Annotated in this window: 18 protein-coding genes; 14 read left to right on the plus strand and 4 right to left on the minus strand. The window is 50.8% G+C overall.

Annotation, left to right across the window (positions count from 1 at the left end):
* Window positions 1-7 precede the first annotated feature (7 nt).
* On the minus strand, window positions 8-838 hold the full coding sequence (locus tag DYH27_RS06720) for a LicD family protein (RefSeq protein WP_004352561.1): 831 nt from the start codon (window positions 836-838) through the stop codon (window positions 8-10).
* A 342-nt stretch (window positions 839-1,180) separates the two neighbouring features.
* Window positions 1,181-2,098 carry an Abi family protein gene (locus DYH27_RS06725; protein ID WP_244595153.1) on the minus strand — a complete coding sequence of 306 codons (918 nt, stop codon included), beginning with the start codon at window positions 2,096-2,098 and terminating at the stop codon, window positions 1,181-1,183.
* A 1,603-nt stretch (window positions 2,099-3,701) separates the two neighbouring features.
* Between DYH27_RS06725 and bcp the strand changes: the two genes are divergently transcribed.
* From bcp to DYH27_RS06745, 3 genes are all read left to right on the plus strand, one after another.
* Window positions 3,702-4,160 (plus strand): thioredoxin-dependent thiol peroxidase, encoded by a 459-nt coding sequence (gene bcp / locus DYH27_RS06735; RefSeq protein WP_004352558.1) that lies wholly within the window; start codon window positions 3,702-3,704, stop codon window positions 4,158-4,160.
* Between the two features lie 486 nt (window positions 4,161-4,646).
* Window positions 4,647-6,800, plus strand: a complete 2,154-nt coding sequence (locus DYH27_RS06740; protein WP_025068295.1) for a helix-turn-helix domain-containing protein — start codon at window positions 4,647-4,649, stop codon at window positions 6,798-6,800.
* Window positions 6,801-7,349: 549 nt separating this feature from the next.
* Window positions 7,350-9,539 carry a glutamine synthetase III family protein gene (locus DYH27_RS06745; RefSeq protein WP_029216590.1) on the plus strand — a complete coding sequence of 730 codons (2,190 nt, stop codon included), beginning with the start codon at window positions 7,350-7,352 and terminating at the stop codon, window positions 9,537-9,539.
* Window positions 9,540-9,973: 434 nt separating this feature from the next.
* Here DYH27_RS06745 and DYH27_RS06755 read toward each other — a convergent pair whose 3' ends face one another.
* A complete protein-coding gene (locus DYH27_RS06755; RefSeq protein WP_025068296.1) occupies window positions 9,974-10,963 on the minus strand; it encodes a GNAT family N-acetyltransferase in 990 nt (329 codons plus the stop codon).
* 57 nt (window positions 10,964-11,020) lie between these two features.
* The gene (locus DYH27_RS06760) at window positions 11,021-11,872 is read right to left on the minus strand and encodes a glycerol acyltransferase (RefSeq protein WP_025068297.1); all 852 of its coding nucleotides are present in this window, start codon (window positions 11,870-11,872) and stop codon (window positions 11,021-11,023) included.
* A 252-nt stretch (window positions 11,873-12,124) separates the two neighbouring features.
* Here DYH27_RS06760 and mraZ point away from each other — a divergent pair, with 252 nt between their 5' ends.
* The 11 genes from mraZ to DYH27_RS06815 all read left to right on the plus strand — a co-directional run bounded on the left by mraZ (window position 12,125) and on the right by DYH27_RS06815 (window position 25,901).
* Window positions 12,125-12,637, plus strand: coding sequence for a division/cell wall cluster transcriptional repressor MraZ (mraZ, locus tag DYH27_RS06765; protein ID WP_004353250.1), 513 nt, complete (start codon window positions 12,125-12,127; stop codon window positions 12,635-12,637).
* A complete protein-coding gene (gene rsmH, locus DYH27_RS06770) occupies window positions 12,634-13,578 on the plus strand; it encodes a 16S rRNA (cytosine(1402)-N(4))-methyltransferase RsmH (protein WP_013670951.1) in 945 nt (314 codons plus the stop codon). Before mraZ ends, rsmH begins: the two co-directional genes overlap by 4 nt.
* Window positions 13,571-14,185: an FtsL-like putative cell division protein gene (locus DYH27_RS06775; RefSeq protein ID WP_004353286.1), complete on the plus strand. Its 615-nt coding sequence runs from the start codon at window positions 13,571-13,573 to the stop codon at window positions 14,183-14,185. Before rsmH ends, DYH27_RS06775 begins: the two co-directional genes overlap by 8 nt.
* Before the next feature lie 5 nt (window positions 14,186-14,190).
* Window positions 14,191-16,350 (plus strand): penicillin-binding protein, encoded by a 2,160-nt coding sequence (locus DYH27_RS06780; protein ID WP_029216591.1) that lies wholly within the window; start codon window positions 14,191-14,193, stop codon window positions 16,348-16,350.
* Window positions 16,351-16,396: 46 nt separating this feature from the next.
* Window positions 16,397-17,851 (plus strand): UDP-N-acetylmuramoyl-L-alanyl-D-glutamate--2,6-diaminopimelate ligase, encoded by a 1,455-nt coding sequence (locus DYH27_RS06785; RefSeq protein WP_025068298.1) that lies wholly within the window; start codon window positions 16,397-16,399, stop codon window positions 17,849-17,851.
* A gap of 229 nt (window positions 17,852-18,080) precedes the next feature.
* Window positions 18,081-19,352, plus strand: coding sequence for a phospho-N-acetylmuramoyl-pentapeptide-transferase (locus tag DYH27_RS06790; RefSeq protein ID WP_013670948.1), 1,272 nt, complete (start codon window positions 18,081-18,083; stop codon window positions 19,350-19,352).
* A gap of 195 nt (window positions 19,353-19,547) precedes the next feature.
* Window positions 19,548-20,879, plus strand: coding sequence for a UDP-N-acetylmuramoyl-L-alanine--D-glutamate ligase (gene murD / locus DYH27_RS06795; protein ID WP_004353258.1), 1,332 nt, complete (start codon window positions 19,548-19,550; stop codon window positions 20,877-20,879).
* Window positions 20,880-20,922: 43 nt separating this feature from the next.
* Window positions 20,923-22,212: an FtsW/RodA/SpoVE family cell cycle protein gene (locus DYH27_RS06800; RefSeq protein ID WP_013670947.1), complete on the plus strand. Its 1,290-nt coding sequence runs from the start codon at window positions 20,923-20,925 to the stop codon at window positions 22,210-22,212.
* An 85-nt stretch (window positions 22,213-22,297) separates the two neighbouring features.
* Window positions 22,298-23,404 (plus strand): undecaprenyldiphospho-muramoylpentapeptide beta-N-acetylglucosaminyltransferase, encoded by a 1,107-nt coding sequence (murG, locus tag DYH27_RS06805; RefSeq protein ID WP_025068299.1) that lies wholly within the window; start codon window positions 22,298-22,300, stop codon window positions 23,402-23,404.
* A 134-nt stretch (window positions 23,405-23,538) separates the two neighbouring features.
* Window positions 23,539-24,915, plus strand: coding sequence for a UDP-N-acetylmuramate--L-alanine ligase (gene murC / locus DYH27_RS06810; RefSeq protein WP_025068300.1), 1,377 nt, complete (start codon window positions 23,539-23,541; stop codon window positions 24,913-24,915).
* Between the two features lie 47 nt (window positions 24,916-24,962).
* A complete protein-coding gene (locus DYH27_RS06815; RefSeq protein ID WP_025068301.1) occupies window positions 24,963-25,901 on the plus strand; it encodes a cell division protein FtsQ/DivIB in 939 nt (312 codons plus the stop codon).
* The last annotated feature ends 27 nt before the right edge of the window (window positions 25,902-25,928 follow it).

Below are 25,928 nucleotides of genomic sequence, written 5' to 3' on the forward strand. Positions count from 1 at the left end.
TCTCCGCCTACAGGAATCGTACTGTTACCTGATGGCGGTTGCGCTTGTCCTTTGGGGGCAGGTCGTTGTATTTACCATAGATGATCCGGCAGAACTCCTCGGGTGCAGCAGGGCCGTTGTAGATCCTGCCCTCAAAGCGGATTTCCCTGTAAGGGCGCAGTACATGCCCAGGGAAACGCTCGTAAAACCACGTCCCGTAAGTGTGCATGAATTCCCCCTTCCGTCCGAGCAGATGTCCACACAGGCGGAAGAACGGGAACACGCAATGCTCCAGTACTTCATAACCCACCTGTGCCAGACGGGGATGTCCGGGCTGGAGGTCAAAGTTCACGACACAGGCCAGCTTACCTGCCAACCGCTGCAGCCGGGGCAGGATTCTGTCTTCATAAGGGAATATGTCGATGTGCAGCCCGCGGTATTTCATGCTCTCCAGAGCCTTCCGGTCTCTGGAGTTTTCTTTTTCCGTACTTATATGTTCGCTCTTCGTATCACGCAGACTGACCCACGGCTTCAGATAACCGGGGTCGGTACTGTTGTCCTGCAAGACATACTGCGGATGCGGATGCCGTTTCAGATAAGTACAGAAGCGTCCGTAGTCCTTGTGATCCACCACTATATCCACGTCGTCGTCCCAGGGGATGAATCCTCCGTGACGCAATGCGCCCAGCACGTTGCCACCGTCCAGCCGCCACGTCACCCCTGCTTCCGCCGCTGCTTCCTTCAGATAGTCGAGCATATCAAGCAGCCGCAGCTGTGCCAGCCTGAGTACAGATCCGTCGGGGTTGTATTCCTTCCGCAGGCTCTCTTGGGTTTCCCCTGTATTGAATGTTTCCGTCATCTTCTTTCGTGTTCGTTGTTGAGAAAACGGTACCGGCGAGCACAAGAAAGCCCAGCTTTCAGCTTGCCGAATGTGTCCGGTTTTATGCAAATTTACATAAAAAACATGATTTATAAGCCAGTTGGATAAATAAAGTGTTTTTCTTTATAGGAAAGATTCTACTTTTTATGTTTTCAGGGGTATCATTATAAGACAAAAATGAGGGACTTCCCATACCATAGGCAAACCCCTCATTAGTTCGTTTTATAGTGCAGTATGAAAGTCGAAACCAACAAGTGCACTTGCTTAATTGCGCTACAAAGATAATACTATTTTCTAAAACAACAAGCGTATTAACTTTTTTTACAAAACATCTTCTTCTGTAAAACCTGAAGTTTTTAAGATAATATCTTTGACACTTTGATATGGAATACAGCTATAAGCTTCTTTTAATCTGGTTTCCATCTCTATTACTCTGTTTTCTGATATCTTCTGCAAGAAATACCTGAAAACACAATATGCTCCTGACAGCATTGTCCTACGAACTTTTAAATCCCCTAATGGCCCTTTACTTATGGCTTTAGGTAACCTAAGATCGAAAAGTACTTTTCCGTGTGCACAACAGTTACGTAAATGTCTGACCGTATTTATGTAATTTGAAAAATTTGATGGATTTGTAATACCGTAAACTTTAGCAATATCACACCTCAGATGTTGATCCCTTAAATTATCGTACAGGTTGATTATTGTGCCAAAGGGCATGAACTCAAGTTCTTTCCATGCCGGTGCATCAGTCTTGTACTTGGTATAATGTCGGTTAATCAGTGGCTCTTGCCTAATATTCTTAAGGACATTCTTATATGTACGACTTTTTAAGAGTGAACTATCCACAACATTATTGTCTTTATACCAACATGGAATTTTCTTATATTTATTCGATACAAGATAAACAACAGTTGTTCTAAAATTCACTTCTATGCGACTGATATATCGAAGTAGAATATTCCGTAAGTCGAAATCGAAATAATACAATTTAATTGCATAGTCAAAAATAGTTCCTTCCTTGAACTTGTGACTGTGTCCCTTTCCAATAGGTGGTGTCTCTTCAAAAGGAAACCAATAACAGCCCAATCGATAATAGCCAATATCGAGGAGGGCATCTTGAGCCTTTGAAACCTGTGTGAGTCCAATTTCCATACCGCAGTCACGCAGCTTTTTAATTTGTTCGTCAATAGATGTTGCGGTTTTCACATTTGTCATTATTTCTTTTAACTTTTTCATGCAAAGATAACAAAAGTTTCCGATTTGCATGGAATCTTATCAGGAGAATGTGCGGAGAAAATAGAAAGGCTGCGGGAGAAGCTGCCATTTTCTATTCGCGGCCCGAAGATGAGGCTACAAACACACATACACTTTCTGAATACAAGAAACGAAATGGCAGGAAAGACACAGGAATTTCCGAATAATTGTCCTGATAAATTACCACTTCCTTGCCAGTAGAACAAGTGAAAAGAACTGTTCGCCGGACGACAAGGAGAAACTGACAGCACACAGCGAGAAAGGACATCATCCAGATTTATAAACTTCTTATAATCAACAAGATAAAGAACACCTTTCAAAAGAGGCTTAGTTGCGTCCCTAACAGGCCTTAGTTGCGATGCAAGTAAGCATTAACTGGAAGCCAATCAGGCATCAGTTGGAACGCAAGTTGTACCCGTTTGAAATCCAGGTGACTGATTCTCCGTTTACAGGTGACTGGCATGAACAAGAACAACCGGTGCTTTTGAGCTATAATTGTAAAAATCCTTTATCTTTAAAGGAGGGTGACATACAAAAGTCCCTGGGCGAGGTACAGGAATACAGACATTAAGGACAAGGGATAAGAATCGGTTGTAATATCAGATCAAGCAGGGTGAGCAAACAACAAAGAATCTGTTTTACAGCATAAAACCATTCCGGCTGATTCTAAAAGAAAGGATGCGCCCGACACTTCAATTCTTTGCAGAGCTTACGTTAAATGGTATGTTACATTTACAAAAACAAAAGCAATGGGGATATCAGCTTCAGGCATTCTCTACTGCATACGAACAAGCCGGATAAAACAGAGTTGTAAGGAAATTACATACATATCCGTAAATATACCAATTTTCAGAAGACACATTTTTTTGATAAGAAATAGTGATATTTATCTATTAATTCAACAAAATATAGTATATTTGCACCCGATAAGAAACTGACACATCTGCCAGACAATAAAAATAATTGCGCAATAGCGCAAAAGGCGGAGATAGTCAAGGACAGGATACCGACAATGACTACATTTATATTGACATACATACGACATTCTTAATCTCAGCAAATTCCTGCCGTTGTCATGCGACACTGTTCCGCAGACACCGGGAGAAACTGTCGGATACACACATCGCACATCCGTCGGAACAGATGCCGGATAGACGCTGCTGCCTGTCCCAAAGGAAGGCTGCTGCCAGAGGAAGACGAGGGAAGACAATCCCTCCCGACGAGTACAACAACAATGGAAAGAAAAGGTCTTAGTTACATTAACAGAAGGAAATAACTACCAAAATCCTATTATTATGGGATATTTTTAGTTACCAGTGGGACTTCATCGTGAGATGGGGTCCCACATCTTTTATTGCCGACAGGCGGACGGATAGACAGATCGGCACAGATGACGGGCAAGCTGTCAAGTGGTCCTTCCCATTCACCTGATAAAGTGTTTGACCGGCAACAGGCGGCATTCCGTTTCATGACATTTATCCCGTAAGCAAATGAAAACAACAATCACACTCACATTCTGCTGAGATACCGTTTCTTTTCCGTATCTTTGCCGACGGAATACAAATCCATCAAACACAAAGAAAACATGAACATAGGAGACAAAGCACCGGAAATCCTGGGAACAGATCAGGACGGGAAAGAAATCAGACTGAGTGACTATAAAGGACAGAAGGTCGTACTCTACTTCTATCCGAAGGACTCGACAGCGGGCTGCACGGCACAGGCCTGCAACCTGCGCGACAACTATGACGCACTGAGAGCCAAGGGGTATGCTGTCGTCGGTGTCAGCATACAGGACGAGAAATCACACAGGAAATTCATCGAGAAGAACGGACTGCCTTTTCCGCTCATTGCCGACACAGACCTGAAACTGGTGGAGACCTTCGGCGTGTACGGCGAGAAGAAAATGTACGGACGCACCTATATGGGCACTTACCGCACTACCTTCATCCTCAACGAAGACGGCATCGTCGAGCGCATCCTCGGCCCCAGACAAATCAGGACCAAGGACCACGCAGCGCAGATTCTTGCCGAAGACAAATAGACACGGTACAGAAACCGGGGACGAAAGAGTCGCGACAGTGCCGTCATCACCTGCCGGACCTCCGGAAGAGGACAAGAAAAAGAAAGCCCCGGCTCCACATTCCGTGAAGCTGGGGCACTGTCCTTTCTCTCAAACTTCTAAATTACGTTTTTTGAACTCAGGCAGCGATGTGGTTGTTCACGTTTACTGCCTTTGCTACCAATGCTGCAACTACTACAGCGGCTAATACTACTGAAATCATAATCTTCTTACCTTTTAATGGAGACCCTCTGTCTCCTGTTCTCAAATATGTTATCCTTAATCTTTACGCCTGCAAAAGTAGAAAGAATTAAGCCGGCGGGCAAGCAAAATGCCCCTGGGCTGCACTTTTCCGCCATATTAATTACCTTGCGTCAAGCCGGTTGACATTCGTCAAGCACATAAAGTTTGCTGTTCTCGAATATTTCAAGTACCTTTGTTCATCCAAACCGACAAACACACAGAAGTATGGAAAAGAACCAGGAACTGCGCAACGCATGGGAGTTTGTTGAACATACAGGCATAAGCATATTCCTTACAGGAAAGGCGGGGACGGGCAAGACGACATTTCTACGCACCATCAAAGAACAAAGCAGCAAGCGGACCGTCGTCGTCGCTCCGACAGGCGTGGCTGCCATCAATGCCGGAGGAATGACGATCCATTCGTTCTTCCAGCTGCCCTTGTCCCCCTTCATCCCCAACGCCAGCATCAGAAACCGCTTTAACTACAGCAAGGAGAAACGCAGAATTATGCGCACCCTCGACCTGCTGGTCATCGACGAGATAAGCATGGTAAGGTCTGACGTGCTGGATGCCATCGACTCCGTACTGCGCCGTTTCCGCGAACACGACAGACCCTTCGGGGGCGTACAGCTGCTCATGATCGGCGACCTGCAGCAGCTCACGCCTGTCGTGACACCGGAAGAGGAGAAACTGTTGCAGCAGTATTACGATACGCCTTACTTCTTCGGATCGAAAGCGTTGCACAGCATCAGCTACGTGACCATCGAACTGACACACGTCTACCGCCAGCAGGACGACACCTTCATCAACCTGCTCAACAATATCAGAGAAGGGCACGCCACGGCTGCCGACCTGCAGCGGCTGAACAGACAATGCCAACCCGCTTTCCAGCCGGAAACCGGAAGCGACTACATCCGACTGACCACGCACAACCGGATGGCAGAGAGCTACAATGAAGAACAGCTGCGCAACCTGCCTTCAAAAGCCTGCACGTTCAGAGCAGAGACTGACGGCAACTTTCCGGAATACAGCTACCCGGCCGACTTCAACCTCACCCTGAAGAAGGGGGCACAGGTGATGTTCATCCGCAACGACAACAACGGACGCTACTACAACGGACGCATCGGACACGTGACTTACGTTGACAGCAGCAAGATTGTTGTCCTGTGTCCCGGAGACGATGAAGCCATCGAGGTGGAGGCGGAGACATGGGAGAACACGAAATACACGCTGAACGAACGGACGAAACAGATTGAGGCCGAGGTGCAGGGCACTTTCAGACAGTATCCGCTGCGCCTCGCATGGGCGATAACCATACACAAAAGCCAGGGACTGACCTTCGAACACGCCATTATCGACGCACAGGCAGCCTTTGCCTCAGGACAGGTATATGTCGCCCTAAGCCGCTGCAAGACCCTGGAAGGGCTCGTCCTGGCCTCCCCCATCAGCAGCCAGGCGATCATCAACGACAGCCGCGTAAGCGACTACATATTCCACCAGACCGAACAAGCAGCACGAAGCATCCAGGCTCTGCCCGCCCTGAAAGAAGAGTACTACCGGCAACTGCTCATAGAACTGTTCACATTCAGCGAAATCAAGGCAGCAGAAGCAGCACTCTTCAGGGTGCTGACGGAATTCTTCTTCAAGTTCCCGAAGATTACAGCCCTCCATAAGATGGCACTCGCCGATTTGGAGACACGCATCATGACTGTATCGATGAAATGGGGAAATCTTATCCGAAAGATGACTGCCGGACAGCTGCATGAACAGGACTTTATGGAAAGGATCAGAAAAGGCACACTCTATTTCCACAGCCAGCTGACAGAACTGTTCAGCCATATGCTCAATATGACAAAAGAGCTGCAGACGAACAACAAGACTGCCGCAAAGCGGTTTGAAGCGGCATTCTCCGAGCTTCAGCAGACTTACAATGCCAAATGCAATCTGCTGGAAAGCATCAGGGAAGAAGGATTCTCCATACCCCGATACCTGGCAGCAAAGCAGGAAGCCATCCTCAACAGTCTTGACGATGGAAAGGGAAGAAAACGCAGGAAGAAAGAGGCTGGCACACCACCAGCGACTCCCAGGCCAAGTACCAACGAGGTGACCTTCAGCCTCTTCAAGGAAGGCAGGAAGATTGAAGAAATTGCAAAGGAGCGGGGATTAACCGCCGGAACGATTCAGGGACACCTCATCCCTTACATCCAGAAAGGGGACATAAGGATAGAAGAGGTAATGGGCAGTTCCAAAGTCAATCTCATTAAAAGAGTCATAAAGGCCGTGGGGACTGACAGCGGCATGAGACCCATCAAAGAACTCTGTCCGTCCGACATAACCTACAACGACATCCTGATGGTGATGAAAACGACGCCCCACTGACAACGCCGGAAGACAGAACCAAAGACTCAGGAAAGAGACACCACGGAAGAGGGAAACAGCTGATGAAACAGATGAAAAAAACAATGCAAGTAATAAAATGTACCGCATACAACATTTTTTGTGCTGCAGGAAAAAGAAAAAGGACTGTTTGACCTTGTTTTCTGCAGAAAAAGTTTTATCTTTGCACGCCGATTCAAAACAATTATTGAGCAGCAATCAAATTACGTTTAAATAGTTATTAGTTAGTTAATAGTCATTTTTAGTAGCCGGAACACCCCTCGTGATGAAGAGTAACCGGCAAAACCTTTAAATAATAAATTTAAGTTATTTAGTTAAGTGGCTGAGTGTATGTCTGCGTGAGCAGGTATACACTTTTTCTTTTCATGCCTTTTCCGGCATTCCTCGTCTGTTGATTCCAGTACAGGATTCTTTCCTGAGAAGCACAGACACTTCCGGAAAGATTCGGTACATATCTCCTGAAATACTTTGCAGAATAATGGGAAAATACGTAATTTTGCAGCAGAAAGTTCCATTTTTAAGGTAAGAAACATGGCTAATTTAAGATTTGAAGCAGTCGAGGAAGCTTTCAGGAAACGCCCCCTCGAGGTCAGCACGCCCAAAGAACGCCCGGGAGAATTCTACGGGAAGTATGTGTTCAACCGCACGAAGATGTACAAATACCTGCCTGTTGACATCTATCAGAAGCTGGTGGATGTCATCGACAACGGAGCACGTCTGGACCGTTCCATCGCCGATGCCGTGGCACAGGGCATGAAGAAGTGGGCAGAGGAAAACGGTGCGACGCACTACACCCACTGGTTCCAGCCCCTGACAGAAGGTACAGCAGAGAAGCATGACGCCTTCGTCGAGCATGACGGAAAGGGCGGTATGATGGAGGAATTCTCCGGCAAACTGCTCGTACAGCAGGAGCCGGATGCCAGCTCCTTCCCCAACGGCGGCATCCGGAACACTTTCGAGGCAAGAGGCTATTCGGCCTGGGACCCGACAAGTCCGGTCTTCATCATCGACGATACGCTTTGCATTCCGACCATCTTCATCTCCTACACAGGCGAGGCACTCGATTACAAGGCACCGCTGCTGAAGGCACTGCATGCCGTGAACCTTGCCGCAACTAAAGTATGCCACTATTTTTACCCAGAGGTCAGACAGGTACACAGCAACCTCGGCTGGGAACAGGAATACTTCCTCGTTGACGAGGACCTCTATCTTGCCCGTCCCGACCTCATGCTGACCGGCCGTACTCTCATGGGGCATGATTCGGCCAAGAACCAGCAGATGGACGACCACTATTTCGGCACCATCCCCGAGCGTGTACAGGCCTTCATGAAGGATCTTGAAATACAGGCGCTCGAGCTGGGAATTCCCTGCAAGACACGCCACAACGAGGTGGCACCCGGCCAGTTCGAGCTGGCACCTATCTTCGAGGAATGCAATCTGGCCGTAGACCACAATATGCTGCTGATGTCGCTCATGAAGAAGATCGCTCACAAACACAGCTTCCGTGTCCTCCTGCACGAAAAGCCGTTCGGAGGCATCAACGGATCAGGCAAGCACAACAACTGGAGTCTGTGTACCGACAGCGGCATTCTTCTCCATGCCACAGGGAAGACACCGGCAGACAATCTGCGCTTCGTCGTCTTCATCGTCGAGACGCTGATGGCTGTCTACCGACACAACGGACTGCTCAAGGCTTCCGTGATGAGCGCCACCAACGACCACCGTCTCGGTGCAAACGAAGCCCCGCCGGCCATTATCTCTTCCTTCCTCGGAAAGCAGATCAGCGACCTGCTCGACCATATAGAGAAGGCCGACAAGGACAACCTCTTCACCCTCAGAGGAAAGACCGGAATGCAGCTTGACATCCCGGAGATTCCGGAACTTTTCATCGACAATACCGACCGTAACCGGACTTCACCCTTCGCCTTCACCGGCAACCGCTTCGAATTCCGTGCTGTCGGTTCAGAAGCCAACTGCGCATCGGCCATGATCGTGCTCAACACCGCCGTTGCCGAAGCCCTGACCGACTTTTCGGAACGTGTCGACGCACTGACGGAAAAGGGAGAAGAACAGACCTCTGCCATCATCGACATCCTCCGCGAGGACATCAAGGCCTGCAAGCCTATCCGCTTCGATGGAAACGGCTATTCTGACGAATGGAAAGAAGAAGCTACCCGGCGCGGACTCGACTGCGAATCAAGCTGTCCCGTATGTTTCGACCGCTATCTTGACAAGGATTCCATCAGAATGTTCGAACAGATGAACGTGATGAAACACAACGAGCTGGAGGCACGCAACGAGGTGAAGTGGGAGACATACACAAAGAAGATCCAGATTGAAGCACGTGTGATGGGCGACCTCGCCATGAACCACATCATCCCAGTAGCCACGCACTACCAGAGCCAGCTGGCAAAAAACGTCCAAAACATGGTTGACATCTTCGGCGACGTAGAAGGGAAACAGCTCAGCGAGCGCAACATCAAGATCATCAGGGAAATTGCAGAACGCACCAACATCATCGAGTCGGGTGTGGAGGAACTGGTCAATGCACGCAAGTACGCCAACAGAATTGAGGACCAGCGCAAGAAAGCTGTGGCCTACCACGATACCGTAGCCCCCAAGATGGAAGCCATCCGGTATCAGATTGACAAGCTGGAACTGATTGTCAGCGATGAACTATGGACGCTTCCTAAGTACCGGGAGTTACTCTTCATCCGATAAAAACGACGGTTTCATCGTATTCCTGAGCCGTAATAAAGCCCTGAAGAAAGACTGTTTCAAAATGTGTATCCATGAGTAAATTGATTTACGAATGCCCCCTGTATCCGTAAACAAAAGCCTGTGGCAGGTATCCTAAGCACGTGTGCCTGTATTTTGAAACAGCCTTTTTCCGTTTGTCATAAGCAACAATCCAAGAAGAAAAAATCTGTACTCTCGAATTATCTTCACGGAAAAAAGAAATTCTTTACATGAAAAGAAACATTTATCTTCATGAAAAAAAGAATTTCTTTTCATGTAAATAATTGACAACAGGCTGTATGCGATTTTCGTCATATATACAAAGAAAAAGACAGACAACCCATTAAACCAATGGATTGTCTGCCTTTTCTGCCATTCTCAAATACTGTTGAAAAAGCGACCCGCCCTTTCCGCTATCACTTCTCCTTGTAGATAACGTTGTTGGCACCGCTGGTGAACTTCAGTGCCTCCGGATGTTCCGCAACAAAACTTTCGATATGCCGGATGCGCTTTTCCTCGAAGATTTCGTCGACAGCAATGAGGATACCCGTTTCTTCCACATCACCGAATCCATAGTTGATGGCCGTTCCGAAGAGCTTCATTGTCGGCGAAAGATTCATATAGGCATTTACCAGGGGCGGAATGTTATAGCCCAGTTCGCGCACCTCACGGTTCAAGATTTTATAGTCTTCCTTGAAGTTCCTTCCCTGGAAGACCGCCTCAAGCTCCTTCTCCGGCGTATCTATTTTCAACGGTTTAATCGGAAGGATGAGATTATCCTTGTCGTCAAAATATTTCTTCAGGAAATAGAGAATCATATCCCTTCCACGACGGATATAAGAGGGGTACATCGTCATCTTGCCAAAGAAATACTTACAGTCAGGGTTCAGGACCGTCAAAGCACCAAGTCCGTCCCAAAGATTGTCGAGTGCAAAGATACTCTTCGAGTTCCTTCTTACGTTCTGGTACTCCAGCGAGACAAACGAACGCCCCAGCTCGACAGTATAAGGCGCATACTCCTCCATGAATCTGTCAGAGAAACGGAACATATGGCTCGTAGCCAGCACCGGCTGCCCGTCCGAGGCTGTTTCCCAGTCGCTCCCGAAGATGTAACGGTAACCTCCGATAATCTCCTCTGCCTCCGGATTCCAGACGATCAGCTGCCGGCAGCAGTTCTCCCTCGTGTCGAATTCATCGATATCCATCGACTTGCCCGTACCCCCGCCTGCCGTGCGGAATGCTATCTCACGCAGACGTCCAATCTCTTTCATCACGTTGGGAGCATTCTTTGCCGTCACCACGTAAATCTCGTTATGGCTCTTGTTGGTCATACGAAGCATCCTTTCAGGAGTCAGTTCATTTCTGAGCAGCTCCTTGCTGATGGGTTGGATGATTTCTTCTTCCATAATCTCTATTTGATCTTTTGCTTTCTCTACGGTCACCTTGGCCGTCTTCCTGCGGTGTCATTCATCTTTGGGGTGACGGCATGGCAGCTCATACACCTTATCCTCTACATATTTCGCCCATTCCAACAGCGAACGGCTTTTATCAAAAGTCTGCCAGGGAATGGGGTTCCCAATCACGACACGGAATGTTTTTCCAATGTTTCTGTACATTTCATCGACGAGGAACAGCATGGCGATATTCACTTTCCTGACATATCGGTCACAGAAATGTGCGATACGGTAGAACCGCTCGGAATTGTGCCCACCGAAGAAGATGGGCACTACATCCCGATGATACTCCACACTCTTGCTGATGAACGTTTTTTTCCATGCGATATCATGTATCTGCCCGTTGATTCTCCGACTGTTCAATCCGGCAGGGAACATGAGTATATGGTTGTCGCTCCGGAAGCCGGCCTCTACCATCCGAGGGAAGTCACGGCTCTGTTTCCCGGTCTTGTTGATGCCGATGCACACAGGTTTCAGGCCAGGGAGGTTCAGAAGCAGATCATTGACAAGATAGCGGAACTTTCCGTCATAATGCCTGCCGATGATGGAGCCGAGCGCAACACCATCCTGCCCGCCGAGCGGATGGTTGGAAACGAAGGTATAGAGCTTTCCGTCAGTCTTGTCCGGGAGGTTCTCCAGCCCTTCCACCTGCAGCGTCATGTCAAGATAGCGCACACACTCCGCAAGCCATTCTGTTCCCGAAAGCCCACGGCTCTCCCACAGAAACTGGTTCACCTCATCCTCGTGGATGATATGCTTCAGCCAGCTGACGGCAAAACGAGGCACGAACTTCGCCCTGCCCCCCATCTTGTCTTTCAGAATCTTCTCGATATCTATCGTTTTCTCTATTCCACCATGCATCTTCCCAAATTTCTCCTAACAACCTGCAAAAATAACGAAACGATTTGGAATAGCCCCCTTTTTTGCCGAAAATATGTATCTGAACCAGAAAAAAAGTGATTTGAAGCCGTTACAGAGAAGTCATAGCAACTGTCTTAACCGTTAATTTTCACAAAAAAAAGGAACGCAGACGAAATATGTGGAGTACGGTGGGGATATGTGGGGAAAAATGTGTAACTTTGAAGCCAAATACAGTTTCACCAGCAAGCGAGTATGAGGTTCTTGGGAAATATCGAAGCGAAAACAGATGCAAAAGGCAGGGCCTTCCTGCCTGCCGTCTTCCGCAAGGTGCTTAACGCATCGGGCGAGGAGTCGCTTGTCCTGCGCAAAGACATTTTCGAACCGTGCCTTGTACTTTATCCCGAATCAGTATGGAACGAACGCATGGACACGCTCCGCAGGCGGCTGAGCCGCTGGAACCGCCGCGACCAGATGATTTACCGTCAGTATGTGACGGATGTGGAAATGATCACACTGGACGGCAACGGGCGTTTTCTGATTCCGAAACGCTACATGAAAATGGCGGACATCGACCAGCAGATTCGCTTCACGGGGATGGACGACTGCATTGAAATATGGGCAAACGGCGAAGAGAACGAACCGTTCCTGTCGGCAGAGGAATTCAGCAAAGCCATGGAGGAAACCATGGGGACAGGCAGCCCTTTCCTCCCTGACGGCTACCCGGCTGACCGCAAGTCCACCGCAACAAACGAACCCGCAACATGACCAGAACCGCAGAGACTTACCACGTACCCGTACTCCTCAATGAAAGCATAGAGGGTCTGAACCTGCACGCAGGCGGAATCTATGTGGACGTAACTTTCGGAGGCGGAGGACACAGCCGGGAGATTCTCTCGCGCCTGGAAGCAGGAAGCCATCTCTACAGTTTCGACCAGGATGCCGATGCCGAACAGAATATCGGCAGAATGGGACTGAGCAGCGAGCAGGTGGACCGCTTTACTTTCATCCGTTCCAACTTCAGATATCTGAAGAACTGGATGCGTTATTACAGCGTGCCCCATATTGACGGACTTCTCGCCGACCTCGGTGTCAGCAGCCATCATTTCGACGATGAGACCCGCGGGTTCTCCTTCCGGTTCGAAGCTCCGCTCGACATGAGAATGAACAAGCGGGCCGGGATGACCGCTGCAGACATTCTCAACGAATACGACGAAGAGCATCTGGCGGACATTCTTTATCTGTACGGAGAGCTGAAACAGTCGCGCCGCATCGCTGCCGCCATCGTCAAGGGAAGGGAACAGAAGGCATACAAGACAACCAACGACCTGCTTGTCATCACAGATCCGTTCTTCCGACGGGCACGCGAGAAGAAAGACATGGCAAAGCTGTTTCAGGCCCTTCGCATAGAGGTGAACTATGAGATGGATGCCCTGAGGGAGATGCTGCTGGCAGCCATAGGACTGCTCTCTCCCGGCGGAAGACTGTCCGTCATCACTTACCACTCACTGGAAGACAGGATGGTAAAGAACGTCATGAAGTCGGGAAACATAGAAGGCAAGGTAAGCCAGGACTTCTTCGGACGCATTGACACGCCTTTCCGACTGGTCAACAGCAAGGTTATCACAGCCAATAACGACGAACAGGAACGCAACCCGAGAAGCCGAAGCGCAAAACTAAGAATAGCAGAAAAGAAATCAGATGAATGACGAGAACCACAAGAAACATCCAGAGGTGACGGCGCATCCCCTCCCTGAAGGAAACACCGCTGACACAGGAGAGTGCGTACACGTCACAGAACCACTCATTAAAACAGCAACGCCGGAAGAAGCCTCAACAGCCATCCCCGGCATGGACAGAACACAGACACAGACAGAAGAAGAAAGAGAACAGGAACATGAAGAAAAGAGAAAAAAAGAAGAAGACGATGAAGTAAAGGTGCTGAGGGCCGCCATCGCCGAACAGGCACGCGAAGACGAACAGCCACAGTCGTCCAACTTTACCCTGCGGAAGATCTTAGGAGGTGACATCCTTTCCGCACGCCTCTTTCGCAACAACATATGGCTGATCATCACAATCGTTCTGTTCGTGATTGTCTATATATCCAACCGGTACAGCGTACAGAAGTACCTGATCGAGATTGACAAGCTCAACACAGAACTGGAAGATGCCAAGTATCGTGCGCTGTCAAGCAGCAGCCAGCTTACAGAAAAGACACGGGAAAGTCACATCCTGGAGCTGCTGAAGAACAGGAAAGACAGCGTGCTGAAGATGTCGGACCGTCCACCTTATATTATAAACGTACCCGAAAAGTAAGAGATATGAGCAAGTTCAATAACGGAAAAGTCATGCCCCGATACAGTGCCATAGCCATCGTCATGTCACTCGTGGCTGTAGCGGTGATCGGAAAGACCGTCTACACCATGACTGCCGGGAGGTCGTATTGGATGGAGGTCGCCGCATCACAGAAAAAAGACAGTGTGACGGTCAAGCCTACCAGAGGCAACATCCTCAGCTGTGACGGACAGCTCATGGCCAGTTCTCTGCCCGAGTTCAAGGTCTACATGGACTTCAATGCGCTCAAAGAGGCTGGAAACGACACGGCCTTCGTCGACAGCATCAACTATATCAGCAAGGGACTGAACAACATCTTTCCCGAGAAACCGGCCTCTTACTTCAAGCAGCACCTTATGGAAGGCTTCCACAAGGTGAGCAAGCACTGGCCGATATGGGACGGACGCATCGACTACAACACGTTCAAAGAGATACAGAGCCTGCCTATATTCCACCTGTCCAAGTTCAAGAGCGGCTTCCACTGGGACGAGTTCAATGCACGCCGCCGCCCCTTCGGATCACTCGCACAGCGCACCGTCGGCGATATGTTCGGCGCAAAGGACACGGCACGCTGCGGACTGGAACTGTCCTACGACTCCATTCTCCGTGGCACAAACGGCATCATCCACCGCCGAAAGGTACGCAACAAATACCTGAACATCACTGACACACCGCCTATCGACGGTGCAGACATTGTGACGACCATCGATGTCAGCATGCAGGACCTGGCAGAACGCGCCCTGCTCGACGAGCTTCAGGAACCTACCGTGAATGGAAACGTCGGTGTCGCCATTGTCATGGAGGTTGCCACAGGAGATGTGAAGGCGATAGTCAACATGGACAAATGCAGCGACGGCAAATACCGGGAAGTGAAAAACCACGCCGTAAGCGACCTGCTGGAACCGGGGTCTGTCTTCAAGACCGCTTCCATCATGACAATCCTTGACGACGGACTCGTTGACACAACTTATACCGTCGAAACCGGACCGGGTGTATGGAACATGTACGGGCGCGACATGAAAGACCACAACTGGACACGCGGCGGCTACGGTACGCTCACACTGCCCTGGACCTTGAAGTACAGTTCCAATATCGGTGTCAGCCGCATCATCGACCTGCACTATCACAAGAATCCGGAGAAGTTCGTCCAAGGCATCTATGACCTGGGGCTGGCAACCGATTTCCACATCCCCATCGTCGGCTATTCCCCTGCGAAGATACGTATGCCCCACAAGAACCACCACGGACAGTACGACAACTGGAGTGCCACCGCTCTGCCATGGATGAGCATCGGTTACGAGACGCAAATACCGCCAATATCGACGCTTGCCTTCTACAATGCCATTGCCAACGGCGGAAAGATGATGCGTCCCCGCTTTGTCAAACAGATTGTGAAGAACGGAGAAGTCCTCTACGACAATCCGCCACAGGTGGTAAAAGAACACATCGCCAAAGAAAGTACCATCAAGGATATTACCCGTATTCTGACAGAAGTCGTGTCGGAAGGACTCGGCAAGAAAGCCGGATCGGACAAGTTCCTCGTAGCCGGCAAGACCGGTACGGCACAGATGTCGAAGGGTGCCCTGGGCTACAAGAGCGGCGGCACCAGCTACCTGCTCAGCTTCGCCGGCTTCTTCCCAGCCGACAATCCGCGCTACAGCTGTATTGTCTGCATCCAGAAGACAGGCCTTCCTGCCTCGGGCGGCGGCATGAGCGGTGTCGTATTCCATCATATTGCAGAGGGCATCATGGCACAAAGCCTGAAACTGAACGTGACTGATGCCCGCGATTCCTCATCCATCCTGATACCCTCGGCGAAGACTGGGAACCTGCTTGCGACAGACTATGTGCTGAACTGTCTCGGCTTCAACGTCACCAACGGCTGGAACGGTGCTTATCCGTTCGGTAACCCCATATGGGGTACGACGACGGAAAACGGCAAGTCGCTCACCTTCCACAGGGAAAGCATCTCCAAGGGAAACCGGGTCCCCAATGTTCGCGGCATGGGTGCGCGCGATGCCGTCTATCTCATGGAGAAACAGGGCATCAGGGTAAGACTTACGGGAAGAGGCAGGGTCATAAAACAGAGCCTTGCACCGGGAGACAGGTTGAAGAGAGGTATGCAATGCAACCTCAGACTGGGATGAAAGGAGCCCCCATTACTGACATAAGGAAAAAGAACAGAACGAAGATATGAAACTAAGCGAATTACTCAAGAACGTCAGCCCCATTGCCATCCACGGCAATACGGACGTTGAAATCAAAGGCGTGAACATTGACAGCCGCAGGATTGAGAACGGTCATCTGTTCATCGCCATGAAAGGGACACAGGTTGACGGTCACCGGTTTATCGGGAAAGCCGTTGAACAGGGTGCAGCAGCCGTCCTGCTGGAAAACCTTCCAGACACTCTGGACGAGAATGTCACATACATCCAGGTAGCCTCGACAGAAGAGGATGCAGGCAAAGTCGCCACGATGTTCTATGGGAATCCCTCCCGGAAGCTGAAGCTCATCGGTGTGACGGGAACAAACGGAAAGACGACCATTGCCACCTTATTATATAATATGTTCCGCAAGTTCGGATACAAAGCGGGTCTGCTTTCCACCGTCTGCAACTACATCAACGACGAGGAAGTACCTGCCGACCACACCACGCCGGACCCCATCGAGCTGAACTGTCTCCTTGCCAGAATGGCTGCGGCAGGCTGCGAGTATGCCTTCATGGAGTGTTCCAGCCATGCCATCCATCAGCGGCGCATCAGCGGCCTGACGTTCGTGGGAGGTATTTTCACCAACCTCACACGCGACCATCTCGACTACCACAAGACCTTCGAGAACTACCGGAATGCCAAGAAGATGTTCTTCGACGGACTGCCGAAAAACGCCTTTGCACTTACCAACGCCGATGACAAGAACGGCATGTTCATGGTCCAGAACACCAAGGCTTCCGTCAAGACCTACTCCATCAAACGCATGGCAGACTTCCGTGCAAAGATTCTGGAATGCCACTTCGAGGGGATGTATCTTGAAATCGACGGGAAGGAAGTGGGAGTGCAGTTCATCGGGAAGTTCAATGTCAGCAACCTGCTCGCCGTCTACGGTACAGCCGTCCTGCTGGGCAGGCAGCCGGAAGAGATTCTCGTTGCCATGAGTACCCTGAAGAGTGTCAACGGCCGTCTCGAGCCCATCCAGTCGCCGGAAGGATTTACGGCCGTCGTCGACTATGCACATACGCCGGACGCACTGGCGAATGTCCTTGCAGCCATCCACGACGTACTCGACAGCAAGGGCGGACACGTCATAACCGTCTGCGGTGCCGGCGGACACCGTGACAAGGGAAAGCGACCGTTGATGGCACAGGAGGCCGTCAGGCAGAGTGACACCGTCATTCTCACGAGCGACAACCCGCGCGACGAGGACCCGCAGGCAATCATCGACGATATGCTCGCAGGCCTTGACTCCACGCAGAAAAAGAAAGTCCTCACGATTGTCGACCGCAAGGAGGCCATACGTACTGCGGCCATGATGGCAAAGAAGGGTGATGTCATCCTCGTTGCCGGCAAGGGACACGAGAACTATCAGGAGATAAACGGCGTGAAGCATCATTTTGATGACCACGAGGTTATCCGGGAAATCTTCGGGAGATGACCGGGTGCGAGCAAGTCCAGCGATTTCAGCAATTCGAGCGGGACTGACAATTCCGGCAGCACTGGCGATTCTAGCAGAACTAAAAAAGCAGATCGGACAGGAAAGTTAGGATGGATGGCTATAGATCAGCCAGAAAGACCAGATCTGCCAGGAAGGCTAAATCAGCCAGGAAGGCCAGAACAGGAAAACCTCTCCTTCCCAACAAAGAACAATACAAAAACGAAGCAAAATGCTATACTACATCTTCCGCTGGCTTGACCAGTTCGGCATCAGCGGCTCCCATCTTTGGGGCTACATCAGCTTCCGTGCCATCCTCGCCATGATTCTGGCACTGATCATCTCCGCATGGTTCGGAGAACGCTTCATCAAGTACCTCAAGAGCAAGCAGATCACTGAGACACAGCGTGATGCCAGCATTGACCCGTTCGGTGTCAAGAAAATCGGCGTACCGTCAATGGGCGGCATCATCATCATCGTTGCCCTCTTGATTCCCGTCCTCCTGCTGGGCAGGCTGCGCAACGTCTATCTCCTGCTGATGATCGGCACGACTCTCTGGCTGGGTTTCCTCGGCGGAATGGACGATTTCATCAAGATCTTCAAGCACGACAAGGAGGGGCTTAAGGGGAAATACAAGATTGTCGGCCAGGTCACCATCGGACTTATCGTGGGGCTGGTTCTCTGGGCCTCGCCTGACGTGAAGGCCAACCTGAACCTTGAGGTTGCCAACCAGAACGGTCAGGAGGTCGTCATCAAACACGAGGCAAAAGCCGAAAAGACCCTGAAGACGACCATTCCTTTCGTCAAGTCACACAACCTTGACTATTCAGAGATCGTGGGTTTCTTAGGCAAATACAAGACTGCCGGCGGGTGGATTCTCTTCGTCATCATGACCATCTTCGTCGTCACGGCCGTCTCCAACGGTGCCAACCTCAACGACGGCATGGACGGCATGTGCGCCGGCAACTCGGCGGTAATCGGAGTCGTACTGGGCATACTGGCATACGTCAGCAGCCACATACAGTTTGCGGCATACCTGAACATCATGTATATCCCCGGTTCAGAGGAGCTGGTGGTGTTCTTCATGGCATTCATCGGCGCACTGATCGGTTTCCTCTGGTACAACGCCTACCCGGCACAGGTGTTCATGGGCGACACGGGCAGTCTCACCATCGGCGGCATCATCGCCGTCGGCGCCATCATCATCCACAAGGAACTGCTGCTCCCTATCCTCTGCGGAATCTTCTTCGTCGAGAGCCTGAGCGTCATCGTCCAGGTATGGTATTACAAGCTGGGAAAGCGGAAGGGGGTAAAACAGCGTATCTTCAAACGCACTCCGATCCACGACAACTTCCGTACACAGGACAGTCAGCTCGACCCTGAGTGCAAGTACCTGGTAAAGGTACCGCACGGTGCCGTACACGAGAGCAAGATCACCCTGCGCTTCATCATCGTTACCATCATCCTCGCCGCACTGACCATTATCACGTTGAAGATAAGATAGACTGCTGCCAGACAGCATGGAGCGCAGCACCGGCAAGTGAATCCCCCGGGATGATTCCCAATACGTTGGGAATCGCGTTCCCAACGCCTGGGAATACCGTTCCCAACGGCTGGGGACCGTATTCCCGACGGCCGGGAACATTCGCCGGGAAGTCAGGATATAAGCAAAACAAGAGTTAAGGAAAGGAAAAGATATATGAAAAGAATCGTAATATTGGGTGCCGGCGAGAGCGGAGCCGGTGCAGCCGTACTGGCAAAGAAGGAAGGATTCGATGTGTTCGTTTCCGATATGTCCGCCATCAAGGACAAATACAAGAAGCTGCTCGACAACCATGGCATCGAATGGGAAGAGGGGCACCATACGGAAGAGAAAATCCTCAATGCCGACGAGGTCATCAAGAGCCCGGGCATTCCCAAAGAAGCCCCGATGATCAGAAAACTCATGGAACAGGGCACACACATCATCAGCGAGATTGAATTCGCCGGCCGGTATACCGATGCCAAGATGATCTGCATCACGGGCAGCAATGGGAAAACGACCACGACAAGCCTCATCTATCATATCTTCACGAATGCAGGCTATGATGCCGGGCTGGCCGGGAACATCGGCAACAGCCTTGCCCTGCAGGTTGCAGAAGACCCGCACGAATACTACATCATCGAGCTGAGCAGCTTCCAGCTGGACAATATGTATGACTTCCGCGCCAACATCGCCATCCTGCTCAACATCACCCCGGACCATCTGGACCGCTACGACTACAAATTCGAGAACTATGCCGACGCCAAGATGCGAATCATCCAGAACCAGACTGCCGAAGACAGCTTCATCTACTGGAACGACGACCCTGTCATCAAGAAAGAACTGGAGAAATTCGACGTACATGCCGTATGCTATCCTTTCTCAGAACTGAAGGAGAACGGCAGCATCGGTTACATCGAGGAGGGACAGTACAAGATAGAGAAGCCCGAACCTTTCAACATGGAGCAGGAAGACCTCTCGCTGACAGGCCGTCACAACATCTACAATTCGCTGGCAGCAGGCATCGCCTCGGACATCAGCGGCATCAAGAAGGAGAACATACGCAAGAGCCTGGGCGACTTCCCCGGCGTGGAGCACCGGTTGGAAAAAGTCTGCAAGGTGGCAGGCGTGCAGTATATCAACGACTCCAAGGCGACCAATGTCGATGCCTGCTGGTATGCACTGGAAAGCATGCGCACACCGACCATCCTCATCCTCGGCGGCAAGGACAAAGGAAACGACTACAACGCCATCAAGGACCTGGTGAAGGAAAAGTGTACAGGCATCGTCTATCTGGGTGCCGACAACAGGAAACTGCACGAGAACTTCGACGGGCTCGGCATTCCCGTGCGCGACACCCACTCCATGAAGGACTGCGTGGCGGCCTGCACTGAAATGGCAAAGCCGGGGGACACGGTACTGCTGAGTCCCTGCTGTGCCAGCTTCGACCTTTTCAAGAACATGGAAGACCGAGGCGACCAGTTCAAGAGCCTTGTGAGGGCCTTATAGGGACTGAGTCATAGCTGCCATCCTCAAAGGAAAAGAAAAAACAATGAAGAATAAATCTCTCGGCAATCTGTTCAAGGGCGACAAGGTCATCTGGATGGTCTTCTTCTTCCTGTGTATCATCAGCATCATCGAGGTCTACTCGGCATCCAGCTCGCTGTCATACACAGGAGGAAACTACTGGAGTCCCATCATCTACCATTGCAGCATCCTTCTTGTGGGAATAGTGCTGATGGTAATCGTACTGAACATCAAGTGCCGTTACTTCAAACTCGCTACCCCCATCTTTCTGGGGTTATCGGTCATAATGCTCCTGTGGGTGCTTTTCGCCGGACAGAGCACCAACGGCGCAAGCCGCTGGATCAGTTTTGCAGGCATACAGTTCCAGCCATCCGAACTGGCAAAAGGAGCTTTGGTGCTGGCTGTGGCGCAGGTACTCAGTGCAATGCAGACCGACCACGGTGCCGACCGCAAGGCGTTCAAGTACATCATGTGGCTATCCGGCATCATCATCGGACTGATTCTCTTCGAGAACCTTTCCACAGCCATGCTCATCGGCCTGACTGTGATTCTCATGATGTTCGTGGGACGAGTGCCCTTCAACCAGGTGGGACGGCTGATCGGCATCATCGTACTGGCGGGAGTCTTCCTGTTGTCCATGGTCATGCTGGTCGGCGACGACAAGAAAGCAGCTGACGATCTGCCCGCCAGACAGAACCTCACCGAACAGACTGCCGCCGCACGGCAGGAAGCACAGTCGCCGGGGTTCTTCGGCAAGCTGCTGCACCGTGCTGACACGTGGAAAGCACGTGTCAAGAAATTCTTCAACAACGAATATGTCGCACCCAAGGATTACGACCTCGACAAAGATGCACAGGTAGCACATGCCAACATCGCCATCGCCTCATCAGATGTCGTAGGAAAAGGGCCGGGAAACTCCAACGAGCGCGACTTCCTGTCGCAGGCCTTCTCCGACTTCATCTATGCGATCATCATCGAAGAGATGGGCATACAAGGTGCCGTGTTTGTGGCGTTCCTCTACATCATCCTCCTTTTCAGGACAGGAATCATAGCCAACCGGTGTGAGAACTCCTTCCCGGCATTCCTCGCCATGGGCATCGCCTTTCTGCTGGTTACACAGGCCCTGTTCAATATGCTGGTGGCCGTCGGACTGGCACCCGTGACAGGACAGCCGCTTCCGCTCATCAGCAAGGGCGGCACCTCTACCATCATCAACTGCGTCTACATCGGCGTCATACTGAGCGTCAGCCGCTCGGCAAGGAAGAAAAAAGACGAGAGAACATCGCCGGGCGGCCTCTCCAAGGTGGCAGCCTGAAGTGTTGAGAAGTCTAAAAAGAAAACTGAAAGTTGGAGGAAGACGAAAAAATTGATTACCTTTGTAGGTTATAAGGAAGATTAGAATGGACAAGGAATTAAGAATCATCATCAGCGGCGGCGGAACGGGAGGACATATCTTCCCGGCTGTATCGATTGCCAATGCCATCAAGGCGAAGCACCCGGAAGCGGAAATCCTCTTCGTGGGTGCGGAAGGACGAATGGAGATGCAACGCGTCCCGGCTGCCGGCTACGAGATAAAGGGACTGCCGATCAAGGGATTTGACCGCACACACAAGCTGAAGAACCTTGAAGTATTGTTCAAGCTCTGGAAGAGCCTGCGCATGGCACGGGAAATCATCAAGGACTTCAAACCGCAGGTAGCTGTGGGTGTGGGCGGATATGCCAGCGGTGCAACCCTCTATGAATGTGCCAAGATGGGAATCCCCTGCCTGATTCAGGAGCAGAACTCCTACGCCGGTGTCACCAACAAGCTGCTGGCGAAACGTGTGGAGAAAATCTGTGTAGCCTACGAAGGCATGGACCGTTTCTTCCCTGCCGGGAAGATTATCCTGACAGGCAATCCGGTCCGCCAGAACGTCCTCTCTACTCCACTCTCGACAGGAGAGGCACGCAAGAGCTTCGGACTGGACCCGGAGCGAAAGACGGTTCTCCTCGTCGGAGGCAGCCTCGGCGCACGGACAATCAACCGTTCCGTCATGGAGCATCTTGACCTTGTTACCGACACCGACGTGCAGTTCATCTGGCAGACAGGCAAGTTCTACAACCAGCAGGTCATGGACTTCATGAAGGGCAGGGAACTGCCGAACCTGAAAATCATGGACTTCATTGGTGACATGGGGGCTGCCTACAAGGCCTCCGACCTGGTCATCAGCCGTGCCGGAGCAAGCTCAATCAGCGAATTCCAGCTCATCGGGAAGCCGGTCATTCTTGTTCCCAGTCCGAATGTAGCGGAAGACCACCAGACAAAGAACGCCATGGCGCTTGTCGACAAAGAGGCTGCACTCTGCGTAAGGGACGCCGATGCGCCAGACACTTTACTGAAGCTCGCACTTGAAACGATTGCCGACGACAAGAAGCTGAAAGCCCTGGGTGAGAACGCAAGAAAGATGGGACTTCAGAATGCTGCCGACGTGATTGCAGACGAAGTACTCGGTCTCGTCAAGGACTGACACCCTGCCTTCCCAGCCGGTTTTTCCTCCATCCTCCCCGCAACAGTCCACGCCGTCCACACTTCTGACGTACCGCCTCAGAGGCTTTCCCATTCAGGCAGACTGCAAACAAAAGAAAAAGAACAAACAAGAACATGGAACTCAAAGATATCAAATCAGTTTATTTTATCGGTGCCGGCGGCATCGGCATGAGTGCGATTGCCCGTTACTTCCTCCACAGAAAGCTGACGGTGGCCGGCTACGACAAGACACCATCTGAACTGACCCGCCAGCTGGAAAAAGAAGGGATGGATATCCACTATGAAGAGAATGTCGGGCTCATTCCGGAAGAATGCAGGAAGCCGGCATCGACACTGGTTGTCTTCACGCCCGCCATTCCGGCTTCCCATGCGGAACTGGTTTACTTCCATGAGAACGGTTTTGAAATCCAGAAACGCGCACAGGTACTCGGCACGCTCACCCGCACACACAAAGGGCTTTGCTTTGCCGGTACACATGGAAAAACAACCACATCGACCATGTGCGCACACATCATGCATCAGAGCCATCTGGACTGCAATGCCTTCCTCGGCGGCATTTCCAAAAACTACGGCACCAATTACATACTGTCCGACCGCAGCGACTTCGTCGTAATCGAGGCCGACGAGTTCGACAGGTCTTTCCACTGGCTTCGTCCCTGGATGAGCGTCATCACCTCTACCGACCCTGACCATCTGGACATCTACGGAACGAAAGAGGCTTACCTCGAGAGTTTCCGCCATTATACGGAACTCATCCAGAAAGGCGGCGCACTCATTCTCCACAAGGGATTAGAGATGAAACAGCACGTACAGGAAGGCGTGAAAGTGTATGAGTACAGCCGGAACGATGGCGATTTCCACGCCGAGAATGTCCGTATAGCGGACGGCACCATCACCTTCGACTTCATCTCTCCTATAGAGAATGTCAAGGATGTCGAGCTGGGACAGCCCATTCCCATCAACATAGAGAACGGCATTGCCGCCATGGCCATGGCACAGCTCAACGGCTGCACGGCAAACGAGTTGCGCAGAGGCATGAAGACCTATGGCGGCGTGGACCGCCGTTTCGACTTCAAGATCAAAAACAGCCGGCACGTGTTCCTGTCCGACTATGCACATCATCCGAAGGAAATCCTCCAGAGCGCAAAGAGTCTGAAGGAACTTTATCCGGACAGAAAGGTCACCGTAATTTTCCAGCCGCATCTTTATTCCCGTACGCGTGACTTCTACAAGGACTTCGCCGGTGCGCTCAGTCATTTTGACGAGGTCATTCTCACAGAAATCTATCCTGCACGTGAAGAGCCGATTCCGGGCGTTACCAGCAGCCTCATCTACGACAACCTCCGTCCCGGTGTAGAGAAACAGATGATCAAGAAAGATGATGTACTCGACTTTGTCAGGTCGCGCGACTTTGACGTGCTGGTTGTTCTGGGTGCCGGGAATCTCGACAACTATGTTCCGCAGATTACGAAGCTGCTCAACGAAAAATAAAAAATAAGGAGGAAAGAACTCAGGGTCTTTCAAACAAGCGAGAAGGTATGTACATTCACTGGAAAAGAATCATCATCACTGCGCTGGACATCGTGCTGGCAGTATATCTCGTCATGGCTGTCACCTCATGGAACAGACCCGATGAGAGTAAGCTGGTGTGTTCCAAGGTGAACATCAACATATCCGACTCCAACAACGCAGGTTTCCTTACTGCGGGAGAGATAAAGCGGATTTTAGAGAAGGACCATCTTTATCCTCTCAACAGGAAGATGTCCAGCATCAATCCGCGCGACATAGAAGAAGCTCTGAAAGTGGGGCCCTTCGTCAAGACGGCAGAATGCTACAAGACGAAGAATGGACACATCAACATCAGCATTACACAGCGTATGCCGATTATCCGCATCAAGAGCAACCGCGGAGCCGACTTCTATCTTGACGACAATGGCGGTATCCTTCCCAACTCCAAATACACGAGCGACCTGATCATCGCAACGGGCAACATTGACAACGACTTCGCACGGCTCTACATTGCACCTCTTGCCAAGGCCATCAGCGACTCACCGCTATGGCTGAACCAGATTGAGCAGATCAATGTCCTGCCGGACAGAGGAATAGAATTAGTCCCACGTGTCGGCGACCATATCATCTTCATCGGACACCTGCCGCAGAACACGGGACCATGGACACGAAAACATGAGATTGCCCTCTTCGTAACGAAGAAACTGTCACGGCTCGAGAAATTTTATCGGTATGGTCTCTCGCAGGCGGGATGGAACAAATATGCTTACATCGACATAGAGTTCGACAACCAGATCATCTGCAAGCGGAGGGATGCAAAAGCCGAAGAAGCTGAAGAAAAAGAACTGACAAAAGAAGAGAAAGCCGAAACGTCTGAGAACAGGCAACGGACAGAAAAGGAAGAAAGAGAGAAAGCCAGGAAAGAAGTAGAACGGCAGGAACACGCAGCAGACGGTCCTACGGAATAAGAGACGGATATTCAAAAGAACATCAAA

Source organism: Prevotella denticola (genome assembly GCF_900454835.1).
Classification (GTDB): domain Bacteria; phylum Bacteroidota; class Bacteroidia; order Bacteroidales; family Bacteroidaceae; genus Prevotella; species Prevotella denticola.